The sequence below is a fragment of the Sorangium aterium genome (genome assembly GCF_028368935.1).
GTDB lineage: Bacteria > Myxococcota_A > Polyangia > Polyangiales > Polyangiaceae > Sorangium > Sorangium atrum.
The window spans coordinates 499,908-516,863 of record NZ_JAQNDK010000005.1 but is presented as its reverse complement, the minus strand read 5'-3'; the positions used below and the strand labels follow the sequence as shown (position 1 = coordinate 516,863).

Annotated in this window: 12 protein-coding genes; 7 read left to right on the top strand and 5 right to left on the bottom strand. The window is 75.9% G+C overall.

Features of this window, described 5'->3' with window-relative positions:
- The first annotated feature begins 52 nt into the window (after positions 1-52).
- From POL72_RS40290 to POL72_RS40265, 6 genes are all read left to right on the top strand, one after another.
- Positions 53-631, top strand: coding sequence for an RNA polymerase sigma factor (locus POL72_RS40290; RefSeq protein ID WP_272102165.1), 579 nt, complete (start codon positions 53-55; stop codon positions 629-631).
- A gap of 5 nt (positions 632-636) precedes the next feature.
- Positions 637-5,385 carry a VIT domain-containing protein gene (locus POL72_RS40285; protein WP_272102164.1) on the top strand — a complete coding sequence of 1,583 codons (4,749 nt, stop codon included), beginning with the start codon at positions 637-639 and terminating at the stop codon, positions 5,383-5,385.
- A gap of 427 nt (positions 5,386-5,812) precedes the next feature.
- The gene (locus POL72_RS40280) at positions 5,813-8,098 is read left to right on the top strand and encodes an ATP-binding protein (RefSeq protein ID WP_272102163.1); all 2,286 of its coding nucleotides are present in this window, start codon (positions 5,813-5,815) and stop codon (positions 8,096-8,098) included.
- Between the two features lie 118 nt (positions 8,099-8,216).
- Positions 8,217-8,744, top strand: a complete 528-nt coding sequence (locus POL72_RS40275) for a hypothetical protein (RefSeq protein ID WP_272102162.1) — start codon at positions 8,217-8,219, stop codon at positions 8,742-8,744.
- A gap of 8 nt (positions 8,745-8,752) precedes the next feature.
- Entirely contained in the window at positions 8,753-9,661 is a 909-nt protein-coding gene (locus POL72_RS40270) for a 3-hydroxyacyl-CoA dehydrogenase family protein (RefSeq protein ID WP_272102161.1), read from the top strand.
- 129 nt (positions 9,662-9,790) lie between these two features.
- The gene (locus tag POL72_RS40265; protein ID WP_272102160.1) at positions 9,791-10,348 is read left to right on the top strand and encodes a nuclear transport factor 2 family protein; all 558 of its coding nucleotides are present in this window, start codon (positions 9,791-9,793) and stop codon (positions 10,346-10,348) included.
- Positions 10,349-10,421: 73 nt separating this feature from the next.
- Here the strand turns inward: POL72_RS40265 and POL72_RS40260 are convergent, their stop codons facing one another.
- The 5 genes from POL72_RS40260 to POL72_RS40240 form a co-directional block, all read right to left on the bottom strand.
- On the bottom strand, positions 10,422-11,099 hold the full coding sequence (locus tag POL72_RS40260) for a tetratricopeptide repeat protein (protein ID WP_272102159.1): 678 nt from the start codon (positions 11,097-11,099) through the stop codon (positions 10,422-10,424).
- A 34-nt stretch (positions 11,100-11,133) separates the two neighbouring features.
- Positions 11,134-11,949 carry a hypothetical protein gene (locus tag POL72_RS40255; protein ID WP_272102158.1) on the bottom strand — a complete coding sequence of 272 codons (816 nt, stop codon included), beginning with the start codon at positions 11,947-11,949 and terminating at the stop codon, positions 11,134-11,136.
- Positions 11,946-12,926 (bottom strand): pseudouridine synthase, encoded by a 981-nt coding sequence (locus tag POL72_RS40250; protein ID WP_272102157.1) that lies wholly within the window; start codon positions 12,924-12,926, stop codon positions 11,946-11,948. The genes POL72_RS40255 and POL72_RS40250 overlap by 4 nt, the downstream gene beginning before the upstream one ends.
- On the bottom strand, positions 12,923-15,931 hold the full coding sequence (locus tag POL72_RS40245; RefSeq protein ID WP_272102156.1) for a PEP/pyruvate-binding domain-containing protein: 3,009 nt from the start codon (positions 15,929-15,931) through the stop codon (positions 12,923-12,925). The genes POL72_RS40250 and POL72_RS40245 overlap by 4 nt, the downstream gene beginning before the upstream one ends.
- A gap of 69 nt (positions 15,932-16,000) precedes the next feature.
- Positions 16,001-16,351: an alpha/beta hydrolase gene (locus POL72_RS40240; RefSeq protein WP_272102155.1), complete on the bottom strand. Its 351-nt coding sequence runs from the start codon at positions 16,349-16,351 to the stop codon at positions 16,001-16,003.
- Between the two features lie 166 nt (positions 16,352-16,517).
- Here POL72_RS40240 and POL72_RS40235 point away from each other — a divergent pair, with 166 nt between their 5' ends.
- Positions 16,518-16,835, top strand: coding sequence for a hypothetical protein (locus POL72_RS40235; RefSeq protein ID WP_272102154.1), 318 nt, complete (start codon positions 16,518-16,520; stop codon positions 16,833-16,835).
- Positions 16,836-16,956 lie beyond the last annotated feature (121 nt).

Sequence of the window (16,956 nt, the reverse complement as noted above, 5' to 3'; positions counted from 1 at the left end):
ATCCGGTCACGAACTCGGGGGACGGGGGCACATGGCTGGCGATGAGGCAGCGATGGCAGCGGGGTTAGCGCTCGTTGGGTCGGAGGGCGACGCGCGGGCCGACGAGGCGCGCGCGATCGAGGGGCTGATCGGGACAGGCGACTTCCGGGAAGCGCTGTCGCGGTGTGCGAAGGCCTACGCCATGCCGCTGGGCCGGCTGTGCATGGCGTTCACGGGCTCGCAGGCCGAGAGCGAGGAGCTGGTGCAGGAGACGCTGCTCGCGGCGTTCGATGCGTTCCCGCAGTACCGCGCCGAGGGGAGCGTGCGGGCCTGGCTCTTCGGGATCGCGCGGCGCCTCTGCGGGCGGCACACGGAGCTCAGGGCGCGGCGCGAGGCGCGGCTGCGCCTCGTCCACGACACCCGGCCGCGGCCCGACGCGAGCGAGCTCGCGGCGGAGCGCGAGCGGGCCGAGCGCGCCCGCGCCGCGCTCTCGCGGCTGAAGCCGAGCGAGCGCGAGGCGGTGGTGCTGCGCTTCGAGGCGGGCCTCTCCTTCAAGGAGGTGGCCATCGCGTGCGGGATCGACGAGGCGGCGGCGCGGAAGCGGGTGAGCCGCGCGCTTTCGCGGCTCAGGGCCGATCTGGGCGAGGAGTGAGGGCGATGGGCGCGACAGGGACAGGTTCGGTTGGGCTTTGCGGCGAGGTCGAGGAGCAGCTCGCGGAGGTGCTCGACGGGACGGCGCGGCCTGCGCTGTACGAGCACATCGCCGGCTGCGACGCGTGCCGCGACCTCCGCCACGACGCAGCGCGCGCCGCGGAGGTGGCCGCGGCGGCCGGCGCGGACTTCCGGCCGGCGGACGGCTTCACCGAGGCGCTGCTCCGGCGGCTCGAAGCGGCGCGCCCCTCGGAGGGCGCGACGAGCGGCGCGATCCTGAAGGTGGCGGCCGAGGAGCAACACGGCGCCACAGGCGCGCGCTCCGGCGTGACCGAGGGGCGATCCGACATCGCCGAAGGGCGATCGGACATCGCCGAGCAACGATCGGACAGGGCCGACGCTCGACCCGACATCGCCGAAGGACGATCCGGTATCGACGAGCAGCGATCCGACATCGCCGAAGGGCGATCGGACATCGCCGAGCAGCGATCCGACATCGCCGAGCAGCGATCGAACATCGCCGAGCAGCGATCGAACATCGCCGAGCAGCGATCGGACATCGCCGAAGGGCGATCGGACATCGCCGAGCAGCGATCCGACACGCCCGCGTGGCGTTCCCCTACGCTCAGGCCGCGATCCGACACTTCCGGAGCGCGATCCGGCGCGGCCGAGGCGCGCACCGGCGGACCGCGCTCCACGATCCCGGAACGAACCGCGCCGGCGGCGCGCCGCACGGCCTTCGGGCGGCGCTCGGCCTTCGCCGCCGCCGCCCTGGCCGCGGCGGCGGCGGTAACGGTCGGGGTTGCTCTGCGGCGCGGCGGCGAAACAACGGCGCCGTCCGTCGCCGCGGCGGCCGGGGCGCCATGGTCCGGCAAGATCGCCTCGGTGTCGCGCGCGTCGGCCGACAAGTCGGGCGGCCTCGAGGCGTGCGACGCCGCGGGCGCCTGCGCGCCGCTCGCCGCGGGCGCCGCGCTCCCGGAGGGCGCGACCCTGCGCACCGACGCGCGGACGCGCGCCCACCTGTCGCTCGCGGACGGCTCCGCGCTCGCCATCGACCGCGGCTCCCGCGTGTGGATCGCAGGCGACGGCCGCCGCGCACGCGTCGACGAGGGCGCCGTCGTCCTCGACGTCACCCCGGCCCCCGGCGCGCCGCCCGCGCGCATCGAGGTGCCGCACGGCCAGGTCGAGGTGCTCGGGACCAAGCTCGCGATCACCGCGAGCGCCGCGCGCGCCTCGGTCGAGGTGGCCCGCGGCGCCGTGCGCGTCACCGGCGAGCGCGGCGAGCCCGTCGAGGTGCGCGCCGGCGAGGAGGCGACGCTCGCGAAGGGCGCCGCGCCGGAGGTCGCGAGCGCGACGTCGCTCGCCGACACGCTCGAGTGGAGCGACCGCTCCGCCGAGGAGGCCGACGCCCCGGCGCTCCGCGGCCTCGGCGAGCTCAGGGCGCGCAAGCCGGGCGCGACGCAGGAAAAAGAGCGGGCCGTCCGGCTCGCCAGGCACGCCGTCAAGGTGCGGATCGTCGACGTCGTCGCCAGGACGGAGATCGACGAGACCTTCGCCAACGACACCGACGAGGAGCTCGAGGGCATCTTCCGGTTCCCGCTCCCGCCGGGCGCGCAGATCGAGCGGCTCGCGCTCGAGGTGGACGGCAAGCTGGTCGAGGGCGCGTTCGTCGATCGCGATCGGGGGGCCGCGATCTGGCGCGGCGTCATCCAGAACGCCGCCCCCAAGGCGCCCAAGCCGCGCGAGGAGATCATCTGGGTCCCCGGCCCGTGGCGCGACCCCGCGCTGCTCGAGTGGCAGCGGGGCGGCCGGTTCGAGCTGCGCATCTTCCCCATCCCGAAGCGCGGCTCGCGGCGCGTCGTGCTCACCTACACGCAGCTCGTCGAGCAGGCCGGCGGCGTCCGGCGCTTCACCTACCCGCTCGCGCACGACCAGAGCGGCACGACGAACATCGGCGACTTCTCGCTCGACGTGCAGGTGCTCGGCCACGACCGGGAGTTCGGCGTCGCGACGCGCGGCTACGAGCTCGCCGCCGCCCTCGCGGACGGCGCGGCCGACCGCCGCACGCTGGAGGCCCGCGGCTTCACGCCGGCCGGCGACCTCACGGTCGAGTACGCGCTCCCCGATCGCGACCGGCCCGTCACCGCCTGGGCCTACCGGATGCCCCCCGCCCCGCCGCCAGCCACGCCACCCGCGGCATCTCAGCCGTGGCGCGGCGCGGCCGGCGCGTCGAAGCGCGACGGCGCGGAGCACGAGGCCTCCCTCGCCGCGGCGCAGGCCATCGCGAGCGACACGTCGCCGTACGTCGCGATCGCGATCCGGCCCCGGCTCCCGCGGTGGCAGGCGTCGACCTCGCGGCGCCACGCGATCGTCGTCGACTCGAGCCGATCCATGGTCGGCGAGCGGTTCGCCCGCGCGACGCGGCTCGCCTCGTCGCTCGTCCGCGAGATGGACCGGCGCGACGAGGTCGTCGTGCTCGCGTGCGACACCCTCTGCCGCTCGCTCGGCGACGCCGGCCAGGGCGGCGCCGCGCGCCCCATGGCCCCCGGCGCCGCCTCGGCGGGCGAGGTCGAGCGCTTCCTCGGCGGCATCGAGCCCGACGGCGGCAGCGATCTCGCCGCGGCGATGATCGCGGCGCGCGCGGCCGCCGGCCCGCTCGACGGCAAGGAGCTCCGGATCATCTACCTCGGCGACGGCACGCCCTCGGTCGGCCCGACGCGCCCCGCCCACATCGAGGCCGCGGTGCGCGGCGCGATCCCCGCGGACGGCGCCGCCGCCGTGGTCGCGGTCGCGCTCGGGAGCGACGCGGACACCACGTCGCTCAGGGCGCTCGCGCGGGGCGGCGGCGGGGTGATGGTCCCCTACGTGCCCGGCCAGAAGGTCGCGAGCGCGGCGCAGTCGGTCCTCGGCGCGGCGTACGGCCTCGCGCTGCGCGATCCCGAGATCGAGCTGCCCCCCGGCCTCACCCAGGTCACGCCGGCGCGGCTCGACCCGATCCGCGCCGGCGGCGAGGCGCTCGTCGTGGCCCGGATGAGCTCCGGGGCCGACGTCACCGGCGCGATCCGCGTCCGCGGCCGCGTCTCGGGCGAGCGCTTCGAGCAGACCTACCCCGTCAACATCGTCGCCACGACCGGCGCGGGCAACGCCTTCGTCCCGCGCCTCTACGCCGCGGCGAAGATCGCGGAGCTCGAGGAGAGCGGCGGCGACGCGCAGAAGCCCGCCATCATCGAGCTGTCGCGGCGCTTCTCCGTGGCGAGCCGGTTCACCTCGCTGCTCGTCCTGGAGAGCGAGGCGATGTTCAAGGCGTTCGGCCTCGATCGAGGCGGCATCGCCTCCGCGTTCACGGGCGAGGAGCAGGCCGAGCGCGTGAGCGCGAGCGCCGAGGGGGAGGAGCCCGACGCGGCGGACGAGGGCGCCGAGGAGAAGGGCGACGCGCTCGGGGCGGGCCTTGGCCTGTCGGGCAGCGGCAGGGGCGGCGGCGGCTCCGGCTGGCCGGACGCCGCGCCGGCCGCGAAGGCGGAGTCTCGCACGTCGGCCGGCGCCCGCCCGGCGTCGCCCGCCAAGCCGCAGCGCCGGTTCGACAAGTCGTTCGATCCCCTCTCGGGCCCGCTCGACGCCGAGATGCCGGCGCCCCCGCCGGCGCCGACGGCCGCCGCGCCCGCGGAGCCGAAGCCGGCGCCGCCGCTGGACGACCGCGCCCGGAGATCGCGCGGCGACGACCTCGTCGCCGCCGAGGAGTGGTCGCGCCCGCGGCCGCGGCGGATGATCCCGATGCGCCGGGTGTTCGATCGCAAGGTGAGCTTCGACGCGACGAACACGCTCGCGCCCGAGAGCGCCGCGAAGACCGCGGCCGCCGAGGCGGCGCTCGCGGCGGCCCCGGACAGCCGCGACAGGACGGTGGGCCTCTACGCGCTCTACGCAACGACCGGCCGCCTCGGCGAGGCCCAGGAGCTGACCGCGCGCTGGAGCGGGCGCGACGCGCTCGATCCCGACGCGCTCATCGCCCGCGCCGACCTCGCGGCGCGGCAGGGCCAGCGCGACCGCGCCGCGCGCATCCTCGGCGGCCTCGCCGACGTGCGCCCCGGCGACCGGGCCACCCAGACGCGGCTCGCCGAGCTCTGGGACGCCGCGGGGCGGCCCGCGTTCGCGTGCCAGCACCAGGTGGCGCTCGCGGACCTCGCGCCCGCCGACGCGAAGCTCGTCGCCGCCGCGATCCGGTGCGCCGGCGAGGGCGGCATGAGCGAGCTCGCGAGCCAGCTGCGCCTCGACGCGACCTCCGCCGTCCGCGCGGAGATCGACCGGCGGCTCGCGCAGCCGGACGCGGCGCCGGCCGCCGACCTGCCCGGCGACGTGCGGCTCAGCGCCGAGTGGACCGGCGGCGCCGACCTCGACCTCTCCCTCATCGACGCGCAGGGGCGGCGCGTCTCATGGATGGGCGCGACCCTCCCGTCGGTGGGTGTGCGCTCGCGCGACGCGACGAGCACGCGGTCGGAGTCCCTCGCGCTGCGGAGCCTCCCCAAGGGGAGCTACATCGTCGAGATCGCGCGCGCGTCGGCCGTGGACGACGCCGGCGCCTCCACCCCCGGGGCCAGCGCGCCGGGCCCCGTGCGCGGCGAGCTGACCCTGCGCCTCGCGGGAGAGACCCGCAAGGTGCCCTTCACGCTCGAGGGCGCGCGCCTCGAGCTCGGCACGGTGCGCGTCTTCTTCACCTCCCGCCTGGTGCCGGTCGACGGCCTGTCGGCTCCGCCGTTCTGACGGAACTGACGGAACCGACGAAACGGACGAAACCGACGAAGCTGCCGAAACCGACGGGACCGACCTCCGCCCACGCGCGGAGGCTCTCTCCTGCGCACCCCTCCCCTCACATGTCCTGAACGACCCTCGCGGCGCACTTCCGTAACAGTCTCTTCCGCGCACCCCCGGGGACGCTCGCCCGGGACTCGAGCGTCCCTCCCGCCGCGCTCGTGTCGGGCGGAGATACCCGATAGAGTTTCGACATGAATCCGCTCGTCCCGGACTTCATCCTCGAACAGGACGCCGAAGGGCAATACGCGGGCGCGATCGACGCGGCTGTCCTGCACGTCTCGCTGCCGGCGATCGTGGAGCTCGCCGAGCAGATGATCGCGCGCCAGGCGCTCGATCCGGAGGCGCTGCGCCGTTCTTCGATCCGCTGTTCGAGGCCGTGCACCAGTCGGGCGGGTTCGTCGCGACGCTGTCGTCCGGCGGCGGGTTCACCGCGCTGTTCCCCGATCGGCCGGGGCGCAACGTCACCCGGCACGCGCGCAGCGCGGCGCTCGCGATGCGGCGCAGCCTGCTGGAGCTCGCGGCGCGGCGCTCGCTGGGCGCCGGGGGCGCGCAGACGCCGTTCAGGATCGGGCTCGCCTGGGGCACGGTCCACTGGACGATCGTGCGCATCGCCCCGGATCGCGCGTACTTCCTGATCTACGGCCCCGCGATGGAGGCCTGCCAGGCGACCGACCGCGGGGTGGACGACAGCGAGCTCCACCTCGATCGCAGCTTCCGCGAGCGGCTCCCCGCGGCCAGCGCGCGGGAGAGCGTGGCGGACCTCGACGAGGCCGATCTCCTGAGCGGGCCCCCCTCGCTGACGATCGCGTCGGCCCCGACGGACGCGGACGTCGAGGCGTTCCTGCCGCCGGGTGCGGGCGATCTCGCGCCGGAGGGCGAGATCCGCGAGGTGACGACGGTGTCCGTCTCGCTCGATCGGGTGGAGAGCCCGACCGAGCTCCTCCAGCAGCTGCACGAGATCTCGGCGATGTACGGCGCGACGTTCGCCGGCATGACCGTGACGGAGCGCGGCCTCGGCGCGCAGTTCTACTTCGGCGCGCCCGTCGCGCACGAGAGCGACCACGATCGCGCCCTCGACTTCGCGCTCGAGCTGAAGAGCAACGGCCTCGGCGTGCCCCGGCTCGCGGTGGGCGTCACCCGCGCGCGCTGCCTCGTCGGCTTCTTCGGCGCCGTGGGCCGCCGCGAGTTCGCGTGCGTCGGCCGCGCCATCCACCTCGCCGCGCAGATCGCGCGGAAGGCGGCGCCGTCGTCGATCTGGGCGGACGAGCGGGCGTTCCGCGCGGGCGAGGCGAGCCACCAGTGGTCGACCGAGAACATCTTCCGGTTCGACGGGTTCGACCTGCCGATCCTCGTCTACTCGCTCGAGCGGCGGCGCATCGCGGTGCAGGAGGAGTTCTACGATCTCGGCCCCATCGGCCGCGAGGTCGAGCTCGGGCGGCTCACGCAGGCGCTCGAGCCCCTGTTCGCCGGGCGCTCCGCGGGCGTCGTGTACATCCTCGGCGAGGCGGGCATCGGCAAGAGCTACCTCGTGCACAGCTACCGCCACCAGCGCGCGCAGCTCATGGACATGCGCCCGCTGCTGTGGATCGAGGCCCGCTGCGATCAGACGCTGAGGACCCCGCTCTACGCGTTCGAGTTCGCGCTCAAGGAGTACCTCGGGATCTCGTCGGAGCTCGGCCAGCGCGCCAAGGAGGCGGGGCTCGATCTCGCGCTGGAGCTGCTCCTGGAGCGGCTGCCGGAGAGCTGGACCGAGGTGCGGGCCGGGATCGACAGGTCGCGCGAGGCGCTCGCGCGGCTGCTCAGGCTGCGCGGCCAGGAGGCCGCGACCGAGGCCGGGTGGCGCGACGAGGCCCTCGGGGCGCTCGCCGCGCTGCTCGTCGCGGAGAGCTCGCTGCAGCCGGTGGTGGTGCACCTCGACGACGCGCAGTGGGCCGATCCGACCTCGCTCGACGCGGTGCGCGCGATCACGGCCGCCTGCAGGGACTTGCCGCTGGCGGTGATCTGCTCGGCGCGGCCCGGGGTGTCCTCGGGGGAGGGGGTGGACGCCCGCATCCCGCTCGACGCCGGCATCCCGTCGCAGGGGATCGAGATCGCGCCGCTCCCGGCGGAGCGGCTGCTCGCGCTCGCGGAGCCGTTCTTCGGCGGTCCGCTCCCCACGATGCTCGGGTCGCTGCTCGGCCAGACCGCGGGGGGGAACCCGTTCTTCGCGCAGGAGATCCTCGCGTACTGGCTGGAGGATGGGCGGTACGGGTCGGCCCACGACGCCGCGCGATCGAGCCGGTTCATGCCGCCGCGGACCGTGAACAGCCTGCTCGTCGCGCGGCTCGAGCGGCTCGAGCCGCGGACGCGGCAGACGGTGATCTCCGCGGCGGTGCTGGGGCGCGAGTTCGACACGCGCGTGCTCGCCCGGATGATCCCGGACGCCTCGGCGCTCGTGGATCACCTGCGCTTCGGCGAGGCGCAGCGGATCTGGTCGCGGATGGGGGAGCACCGCTTCGAGTTCTGCACGGTGCTGATCCGCGACGCCGCGTACGGGATGCAGCCGAAGGAGACGGCGGAGCGGCAGCACCGCCTCGCGGCGGAGGCGATCGAGGCCGTCTACGGCGACGATCTCGCGGATCAGCGCGCGGCGCTCGACAGCCACCGGAGCCTCGCGGGCTGAGCGCGCTCGGCCGTTCTGGCCGGCGGGGCGTGGGGCGCAGCGTGGAAGGGCGTGGAAGGGCGTGGAACGACGTGGAACCCCCTCGACGCCGCTTTCGAAGTACGGCAACTGTCCGCGCATGAGCACGGCCCATCACGAGGCTCACGCGGCCCCGGCGCACGACGTGAGCGATCACCATGGCTTCGACGGGGAGCCCGCCCGCGCGCTGCCGGCGGACGAGCCGCCTACCCCGAACTGGGTCCCTGCGCTGGGGCTCGCGGTCTTCGTGGTGGCTGGCGTCACCTTTCTTGCGATGAGCAGCGGCGACGACGACGCCGCAGGGCAGGCCGCGCCGGCGGGCGCGCGCCCGGCTGCCGCCGAGGCTCGCCCGGCTGCCGCCGGCGCTCGCCCGGCCCCGGCTGGCGCCCGCCCCGCGACCGCCGAGGCTCGCCCGGCGGCTCAGCCTGGCGCGCGCCCGGCGGCGCCGGCGGGGCCCGAGGCGGGGCCGGCCGCGGAGGCCCTGCGCGCCGCCGGGGCCGAGCGCGCGGCGGGCACCGCCGCGCCGGGCCCGGCGAACCTGCGCAAGCTGACGCCCCAGGAGGTGGAGCTGGTGCGCAAGCGCATGGATGCGCGGCAGAAGGACGGCGCCCCGGCTCCGCCGAAGTGAGCGAGATCGTGGTCGACCCCGCCGCAGCGCGGATGCGCACGGTGCTTGTGCTCGGCGCGGGCACGATGGGCCAGGGGATCGCGCAGGTCACGGCGGTCGCCGGCTACGTGACGCGCCTCTACGACGTCGACGCCGCGCGGATCGGCGCGGCGATCGAGGACCTCAAGCGCACGACCGATCGCCTCGTCCAGAAGGGCAAGATGCTCAACGAGGCGCGCAGCGAGATGATCGGGATGCTCGTGGCGTCTCCGGATCTCGAGCGCGCTGCGGCGGACGCCGATCTCGTGATCGAGGCGGTGCCCGAGCGGATGGATCTCAAGGTCGAGGTGCTCGGCCGGGTGAAGGCGGCGGCGCCGGAGAGGGCGCTGTTCGGCACGAACACGTCGAGCCTGAGCATCACGGAGCTCGGGCGCCGGCTCGGCGCGGGCGGGCGCACGATCGGCCTGCACTTCTTCAACCCGCCGCCGGTGATGGAGCTGCTCGAGGTGGTGCGGGGGCTCGAGACCGACGAGGCGACGGTGACGGCGGCGCTCTCGGTGGCGAGGCGCCTGGACAAGACGCCGATCGTGGTGAACGACACGCCCGGCTTCGCGACGAGCCGGCTCGGCGTGGCGCTCGGCGCAGAGGCGATGCGGATGCTGGAGGCCGGGGTGGCGTCGGCAGTCGACATCGATCGGGCGATGGAGCTCGGGTACCGGCACCCGATGGGGCCGCTCAAGCTGACGGATCTCGTGGGGCTCGACGTGCGGCTCGCCATCCTGGAGCACCTCCACCGCGAGGTGGGGGAGCAGTTCCGGCCGCCGGTGATCCTGCGGCAGATGGTGCGTGCGGGGAAGCTCGGGAAGAAGACGGGGGAAGGGTTCTATCGATGGACGGAGGCGGGGGCCCAACCCAGCGACGGCTGGCGCCGCGGGTAAGGAGCCGGGTTTGCTCAGGTATTTACATTGGCATATCGACTCTTGACGATTCGGGAACCCAGCGAAAGGGTGAGCTCTTTGAGCACGAACAGCGGTCGTCTCAGTAGCATTCTGCGTCGCGTCTTCCCGTTGGCCTCCGCGCTCGCGCTGGCAGGCGCCGTCATCGTGTCGCTCGCGAAGCCCGCGGAGGGCACGCCACCGAACGGCGTGCCCGAGCTCCAGGCGCTGCGGGAGATCGAGCAGCTCGAGTACTGTTACGCGGCCGGGACCGACGCGATCGGCCGCGGTGATCTGGCGACGGGCAAGCAGATCTATTCAAGGTGCTTCACGCCCGACGCTCCGGTCCTCATCTGGGCCGCCGGCGCCGCTCCGGATGATCCGCCGGTCGTCTCGGTGCCCAGCGCGGAGGCCTGGGCCGACTTCATCGATGTCCTGTTCGCAGAATCAGGTTATGTCGGCACGCAGCACCTGATCAGCAACGTCCGTATCGACATCCTGCCCGGCGGCGACCGGGCAAAGATCACCTCGTACCTGATCGCGACGCACGTCTATGATCCCCTGAGCAGCGTCCAGGTGGCACACGGAACGTACGAGAACGAGGCGGTCCGGACGCCCTCCGGGTGGAAGCTCAGCAAGCGGACGTTCCGCACCCTTTCGTTCATGCGTGTCGACTCCCCCGCCCCCTGAAGCGGCGCGGGACGGCGGCGTCTCGCCGTGCGCCGGGCGCGCCGCCTCGGCGGCGCACCCAGCCGAGGGCACGCTACCGGTTCATCTTGTCCTTCTTGGCGTTCTCTTCGGCTTCCTTCTGGCGCTCGGCCTCGCGCTGGACGATGCGCTCCTTGACCGCGGCGTAGTCCTTCTCGTCCTTCATGCGCCGGTCGAGCTGCTTCTGCCGCTCCGCCGCGGTCGCCGGGTAGCCGGTCGCCTTGGGGTTGCTCGTCAGGTACGTGCTGTAGGCCCCCCACGCCTCCTTCGCCGCCTGCCAGTTCTTCAACCGCTCGCGCAGATCGGCGAGGCAGAAGAGCACCTTGGCGTGGAGCTCGTCCGGCCCCTTCTTGCCGAGCGCCGTCGTCCAGGCCGTCTCGGCCTCCGCCGTGTTGCCGGACTCGAGCATCGCCTCGCCGAGCAGATAGAAGCCGAGCATCTTCGAGGAGTCCTGCTTGATCGCCTCCTGGAACCCCGCGATCGCGCCCGGGATGTCGCGCGCCACGAACGACGCCTGGCCCTTCAGGACCTGCTCCGTGTAGGGGCTGATGCCGGTGTGCCCGTTGGGATCTTTGCGCTGCGAAGGAGAAGCATCGGGCGCGGCCGCCGCCGGCTCAGGCGCGGCTGCCTGCGGCTTCTCCTTGCCCGCAGGCGGCTGGGCGGCGACCGGCGCCGCGGAGAAGACGACAGCGAGAGCGAGCGATGCGACGACAGCGAGCGAGCGGTCCTGCATGCCCGCCAAGGTACCGCAGCTCAGGCAGGGCGCGCTACTTCCGCCGCGGCTTGAACGGATCCGGCGGCGGTCCGGCATCCGGAGGCCGCCCCGCGTCCACCGGCGGCCAGCCCGCGTCCGGCCACCCCGCGTCCACCGGCGGCCAGCCCGCATCCGGCCACCCCGCGTCCACCGGCAGCCTGCCCGCGTCTTGCCACCCCGCGTCCACCGGCGGAAAGCCCCCATCGGGGCCAGCGTCCGGCCAGCCCGCGTCCGCCGATCCCCCGGCGTCCGCCGGCAGCTTGCCCGCATCCCCCGGCGCGCCCCCGTCGACCGCCACCCCGCCCTGCGCGCTCAGCGACACGAGGCGGCCGTCGGGCTCCGGCGGCCAGAGGAAGCGCTCCTCCGCGCCCGTCTTCCGGTCCACCAGCTTGGCCCAGCTCGCGCGCGGGTTGTCCGCCATCTGCACGCGCAGCCGCGTCGTCACGCCGCTGTCGAACGTCGGACGGCGGAGCAGGGCGCCCGGCGGCCGGTCCGGCGCGTCCCCCGTCAGCGGCACGTCGAAACGGACCCGATCGAGCAGCTCCTGGCCAACGTACAGCTCGATCGCGAACCGGCCCATCACACGCGCCGTCGCCAGAGGCCGGTCGAGCGCCACCGGTCGCACCCGCACGATGGAGCCCCTCCCCTTCGCATAGTGCACGTCGAAGACCCACTGCTTCGCGCTCGGCCGCGCGGCAGGGTCCGGCGCATACCCGGCGCGCGTCGGCGGGGCCTCCGGCTCGGCCACGGCGACCACGCCAGCGGCGGCGAGCGCAAGGCCAGCGAGGATCCCCAGGGCAGCGCGGGTGAAAGGGCGAGGCGAGGTCATCTGGTACCGGAAGGAGCACCGAGCGGCAGGGCCGCCTCGAGCGGCGCGGAGAGCACCTCATCCCACGCCGAGCCGTCGCCGTCGAGCGCCCCCCAGAGCTCGCGGAGCTCGTCCGGCACCGGCGAGAGCGCTGCGCAGAGCTCGCCGCGCTCGTCCGGCACCGTGACGCGCAAGGCGTGCAGCGCGAGGCGCGAGAGCGGGATCACCCGGCCCTTCGCCGTCGTCACCGACCGGGCCCCGCCATGGTCGCGATCGCCCAGGAGCGGCGCCCCCGCGTGCGCCGCGTGCACCCGGAGCTGGTGCGTGCGGCCCGTCACCGGATCCAGGCGCAGCAGCGTGGCCGGCGCCGCACCGCCGCCCGCCGAGGCGACCGCGCGGTAACGCGTCGCCGCGTCCCTCGCGTCCGCGCCGCCCACCGCGGGCAGGCTGCGGCCGCCCCGCGCCCGCGCCGCGCCGATGGGGGCGTCCCACGTGCCCGCCCCGTCGACGCGCCCCCCGGCGATGCCCACGTAGACCCGCGCGATGCGCCCCGCCTCGCGCATCGCCGCCAGGTGCCGCCGGCCCCGCGCGCCCGTCGCGCACAGCACCGCGCCGCTCACGCCGACGTCGAGCCGCGAGGCCGCGTGCGGCAGGTCGCGCAGCCCGAGCAGCTCCGCGACCTCCGTGACCAGCGACCGCGTGCCCCGGCGCTCCGGCTCCGTCGGCAGCGCCGCGGGCTTCGACGCGACGAGGAGCTCCCCCCAGCGCGCCAGCACCTCCACCGGCGGCGCCCCCGGCGCGTCGCGCCGCGCCGGCCACACGGCGAGCTCGTCGCCGTGGGCCACCGCGTCGCCGGGCCGCGCGCGCCGGCCGTTCAGGAACGCGCGCCCCTCCGCCGCAGCGCCCGCGAGGCCCCGCGACGCGCTGCCCGCGCGCTCGAGGACGTCGGCCACCGTGGGGCCGTCCGAGGGCCCGACGCGGAAGCGCGCGGCCGTCATCCGGGCGGCGCCGCGAGCGGCGCAGCGCCGCCGCCAGGAGCTCCCTCGGCGACGACGCCCGGCGACGACGGCGAGGCGCGCTCGTCCAGGCGCTCGACCACGCCGCGATCGCCGTCGATCCGGAGCCGATCGCCCGTCTTGATCGCCAGCGTCACGCCGGGGACGTTCACCACCGCGGGGATGCCGTACTCCCGCGCGACGATCGAGGCGTGCGACATGGGGCCGCCGAGCTCGGTCACGACCGCGGCGGCCACCAGGAACAGCGGCGAGAGGCCCACGTCGGTCGTGCGCGCGACCAGCACCTCCCCCGGCGCCACCGCGTCGAGCGCCGAGGCGCCCGGCTCGAGCACGCGGGCCCGCCCCTCGACGACCCCAGGGCTCGCGGGCAACCCGAGCAGGCGCTCCCCGGACGCGGGCGGCAGCACGACCGGCGGCGGCCGGCCGATGAACGTGGCCGGCGGATCGGGGCGCGCGGCGTCGCGGAGGTGCTCGGCGCGCCGCAGCCGGACGAGGTGGCCCACGTCGGCGCGGCCGCTGGAGAGCGCCGTCACGAGCTCCTCGTAGGTGCAGAAGAAGACGCTGCCGGGCTCCAGCGAGGGATCGAGGCGCCGGAGGCGCCGGTCGATGTCGAGCGCGACCCTGCGCAGCATGCCGAGCACGCGCGTCACCCACGTGCGCATGCGCTCCCGCAGGCGCACGTAGCGCTGCGCGCGGCCGACGAGCGCGCGCAGGAGCGCGAGCTCCAGCCGCGGCACGCGCGTCTCGAGCATCGCCATCTCCCGATCGGCGAGCGCCCGGGCGCGCGCCAGCGCGCGCTCCGGATCGCCCGGCGCCCCGCGCAGCGACGCCGTGAGCATCGCGACGACCGGCGACGGGTCCTCCCGCCAGCGCGGCGTCGCGAGCTCCGCCTCGCGCACCGCGCGATCGCCGTAGGCGTCGAGGAACCGCGCGTACGCGTCGCGCGCCGGCCCCTCGGGCAGGTCGCGCGGCCACAGGACCCCGCCGGAGAGGAGCCGCTCGCGCGCCGTCCGATCCTGCAGGACGAGCTCGGCGACCCGCGCGAGCTCGATGCCCGGCCCCGCGCTGTCGAGCTCGCGCACGCCGCCAGCGAGCACCTGCGCCAGGTGCTCGACGTTCGTCTCCGCGCGCCCGGCCGGCGCGTCGAGGTGCGCCTCCCCGGAGGCGGAGCGCGCGGAGGCGCGGCGGCCCGCGATGCGCTCGAGCGCCTTGCACAGCGCGAGGTGGCTCGCGAGCGACGCCGACGCGCAGTGCAGCATCCGCGTGCCGGTCCGCTCGAGCAGCAGGAAGACGCTCCGGAGCGTGGTGCCGATGGCGTCGTCCGGCAAGAGCGTCATGTCGAGCTCGGAGAGGGCGCGCTGCGCCCAGAGCGCCTCGCCCTCGTAGGCCGCCACCTCGCGCTCGAGCCGCGCCTGCCGGAGGAGGAGCCGCGGCCCCGTGAGCGGCAGCCGCGCATAGAAGCCGCGCCGCGACACGCCCTCGCTCTGCTCGGCGAGCCGCGCGATGAGCGCCTCGCTCGCCCCGCCGCTCATGCCGAGCAGCGCGCGCGGCGAGAGCCCCGGGACCTGCGCCGCGATCCGCATGAAGGCCGTGAGGTTGAGGTAGAAGCGCCCATGCACGTTGGCCACGAGGCGCGCGCCCCGCGGTACGCGGCAGCCGAGCGCGGCGAACGCCTCGCGGAAGCCGCGGTCGGAGAACGCCCGCGCCACCGACCAGGTGAGCGGCGTCGCGGCCCCGGGGAGCGCCTCGCCCACGTTGGCGCGCGACCAGATCGTGTCGGCGTCGCCGCCCTCGGGGAAGCCGCCGCCGCTCACCGGGCGCACCTGGAGCAGCCACACGCGCCGCGCCACCGAGGAGGGCGCGCCTTCGCCGGCCTCCGACGCCGCCGCTGGTGAGGGCGCGCCTTCGCCGGCCTCTGACGCCACCGCGGAGGGCGCGCCCTCCGCGGCGGCGCCCTCCGGCTGGCCGGAAGGCCCTTCCCCGTCGACCACGAGCGCCGCGCCCGGCGGCACCGCCTCGACCGCGAACTCCACGTCGAACGGGCCCTTGCCGCCCTGCTCGAGCCGCTCGGCGAGCTCGGCGAGCTGCCGCAGCGCGGCCTCGCCGAGCGCCGGCTGCTCGGCGCTCGCCTCGGGCACCGGGACCTCCTCGAGCCCTGCCGCGCCCACGACGAGCGCGCGCCGCTTCTGCGCCACCGCCGACGCGACGACCCTGCCGCCGTCGCGCGCGAGCCGGATCGTGTCGGCCGCCGCGGCGCCGTCGACGACCGGCGCGCCGAGCCCGAGCGTGGCGTTCACGAGCCGCTCGCCGGCGTGCCAGTGCTCGCCCTCGAGCCCCGGCGGGGGCGCGGTGAACAGCACGCCCGCGGCCTCGGCGCGCACCATCACCTGCAGCACGACGCCCATCGCGACGTCGCGGACGCCGGCGTGCGCGAGGTACGCGAGCGCGCGCGGCAGGAAGGCGCTCGCCCAGACCTGCCGGATCGCGGCGTCGAGCCCGGCCTCGCCGCGCACGCCGAGCACGGTCATCGCGAGCCCCGCCATCGACGTCTCCTCGCTGTCCTCGCACGTGGCGCTGGACCGCACCGCGAGGCCCCACGGCGCCTCCTGCTCGACGGCCTGCCAGAGCGCCTGCAGCGCGGTCGAGAGCGCCTCGGGCAGCGGCTCGCTCAGGATGCGGTCGCGCGCGCGCGCCGCCCGGTCGACGCCCGCCCTCGTGCCCGAGAGCCGGATCAGCGTGGCGAGATCGTGCCCCGGCGGCAGCTGCCGGTCGACGAGCTCCGTGAAGGACCGCGCGTCGAGCACCCACCCGCGCGGCACCGGGAAGCCGTCGCGGAGCAGGCGCCCGAGCGAGGCCGCCTTGCCGCCGACGCGCTTCGCGCTCGTGTGGCGGCGCAGGCCGGCGCTCTCGAGCGGCTTGAGCCACTCGCGCACGGTGGGCGGGTCGGTCGCGCCGTCGGCGCGGGCGGTGCGTGTGGGATCGGCCACGTCGATGCCGAGGGAGTAACACGGTTCGGCGGCCTGGGTCAGGGGCTTGTGACGGCCGGGCCGCCGCGATCACGGCGGCGGCAAACCGCGCTGGATCCGCTCGTGCCAGAGCACCATTTCAACGCCGCCCGGCCCCCGATTCCAGGCGTAGTCGTGCGGGCCGGGCACGACGAGCAGGGTGTGGCGCACGCCGTCCTGCCGCAGCCGATCGCTGAGCGCCTGGATGGCGGGCAAGAAGGGGTCGCCCTCGCTCGACACGAGCCGGAGCGCGACCGCGCGGCGCTCCATGGCCCGGCGCGCGAGCGCGGAGAACATCTCCGCCTCGCCCGCCCGCACCGCCGGCTGCAAGGCGCCGACCGCGCCGAAGACGTCGGGGAACGACAGGCCGACGAGCAGCGCGAGGCGGCCGCCGAGGCTCACGCCGTCGATGCCGGTGGCCTCGCGTGCGGCCTGGCAGCCGCCCTCGGCGCGCGCCCCGCGGCAGGAGCCGCTCCACGAGGAAACGGCCGAAGCCCGCGGCCCCCTCGACGGAGCGGTCGCGGAGGTCGGGCGTGAACGGCGTGGCGATGCACAGCCCGCGGTAGGGGTGCTCCTTCAGCGAGGCGTTGAGCTGCGCGAGCCGCTCGGGCGTCACCATCTGCCCGAGATCGTCCGGCGTGAGCGGCGGCGAGCGCAGCCGCTTCAGGGCCGCGTCGAGGCCGTAGTCGTCGCGCCACCCGCGCGCGCCGACCTCGAGGCCCCGCACCGCCTCGCCGCGCCCGTGCAGCGCGACGAGCAGCGGCGGCGCCGGCGCGGCCTCGGGCGCGAGGAGCAGCGCGCGCTGCGGGTCTTCGCCCCCGGAGGCGGGCTCGAACGGGAGATCCTTCCAGGCCGAGGGGGCCGCCTCCTCCGGCGCCGGCGGTGAGGTGCCTCGCCTGCACGAGGGCGCGGCGAGCGCGGCGAGGCCGAGCAGCGCGCGCCGGCGCGAGAGCGGGGGGATCGTCGAGGCGGCCATCGGCGGCGAGGGTAGCAGCGGGGCGCGGGCG

Coding starts and splice junctions, on each gene's coding strand:
- POL72_RS40250 (WP_272102157.1), bottom strand. CDS start 12,926: ATGACGGCCGCGCGCTTCCGCGTCGGGCCCTCGGACGGCCCCACGGTG.
- POL72_RS40255 (WP_272102158.1), bottom strand. CDS start 11,949: ATGACCTCGCCTCGCCCTTTCACCCGCGCTGCCCTGGGGATCCTCGCT.
- POL72_RS40260 (WP_272102159.1), bottom strand. CDS start 11,099: ATGCAGGACCGCTCGCTCGCTGTCGTCGCATCGCTCGCTCTCGCTGTC.
- POL72_RS40285 (WP_272102164.1), top strand. CDS start 637: ATGGGCGCGACAGGGACAGGTTCGGTTGGGCTTTGCGGCGAGGTCGAG.
- POL72_RS40275 (WP_272102162.1), top strand. CDS start 8,217: ATGAGCACGGCCCATCACGAGGCTCACGCGGCCCCGGCGCACGACGTG.
- POL72_RS40290 (WP_272102165.1), top strand. CDS start 53: ATGGCAGCGGGGTTAGCGCTCGTTGGGTCGGAGGGCGACGCGCGGGCC.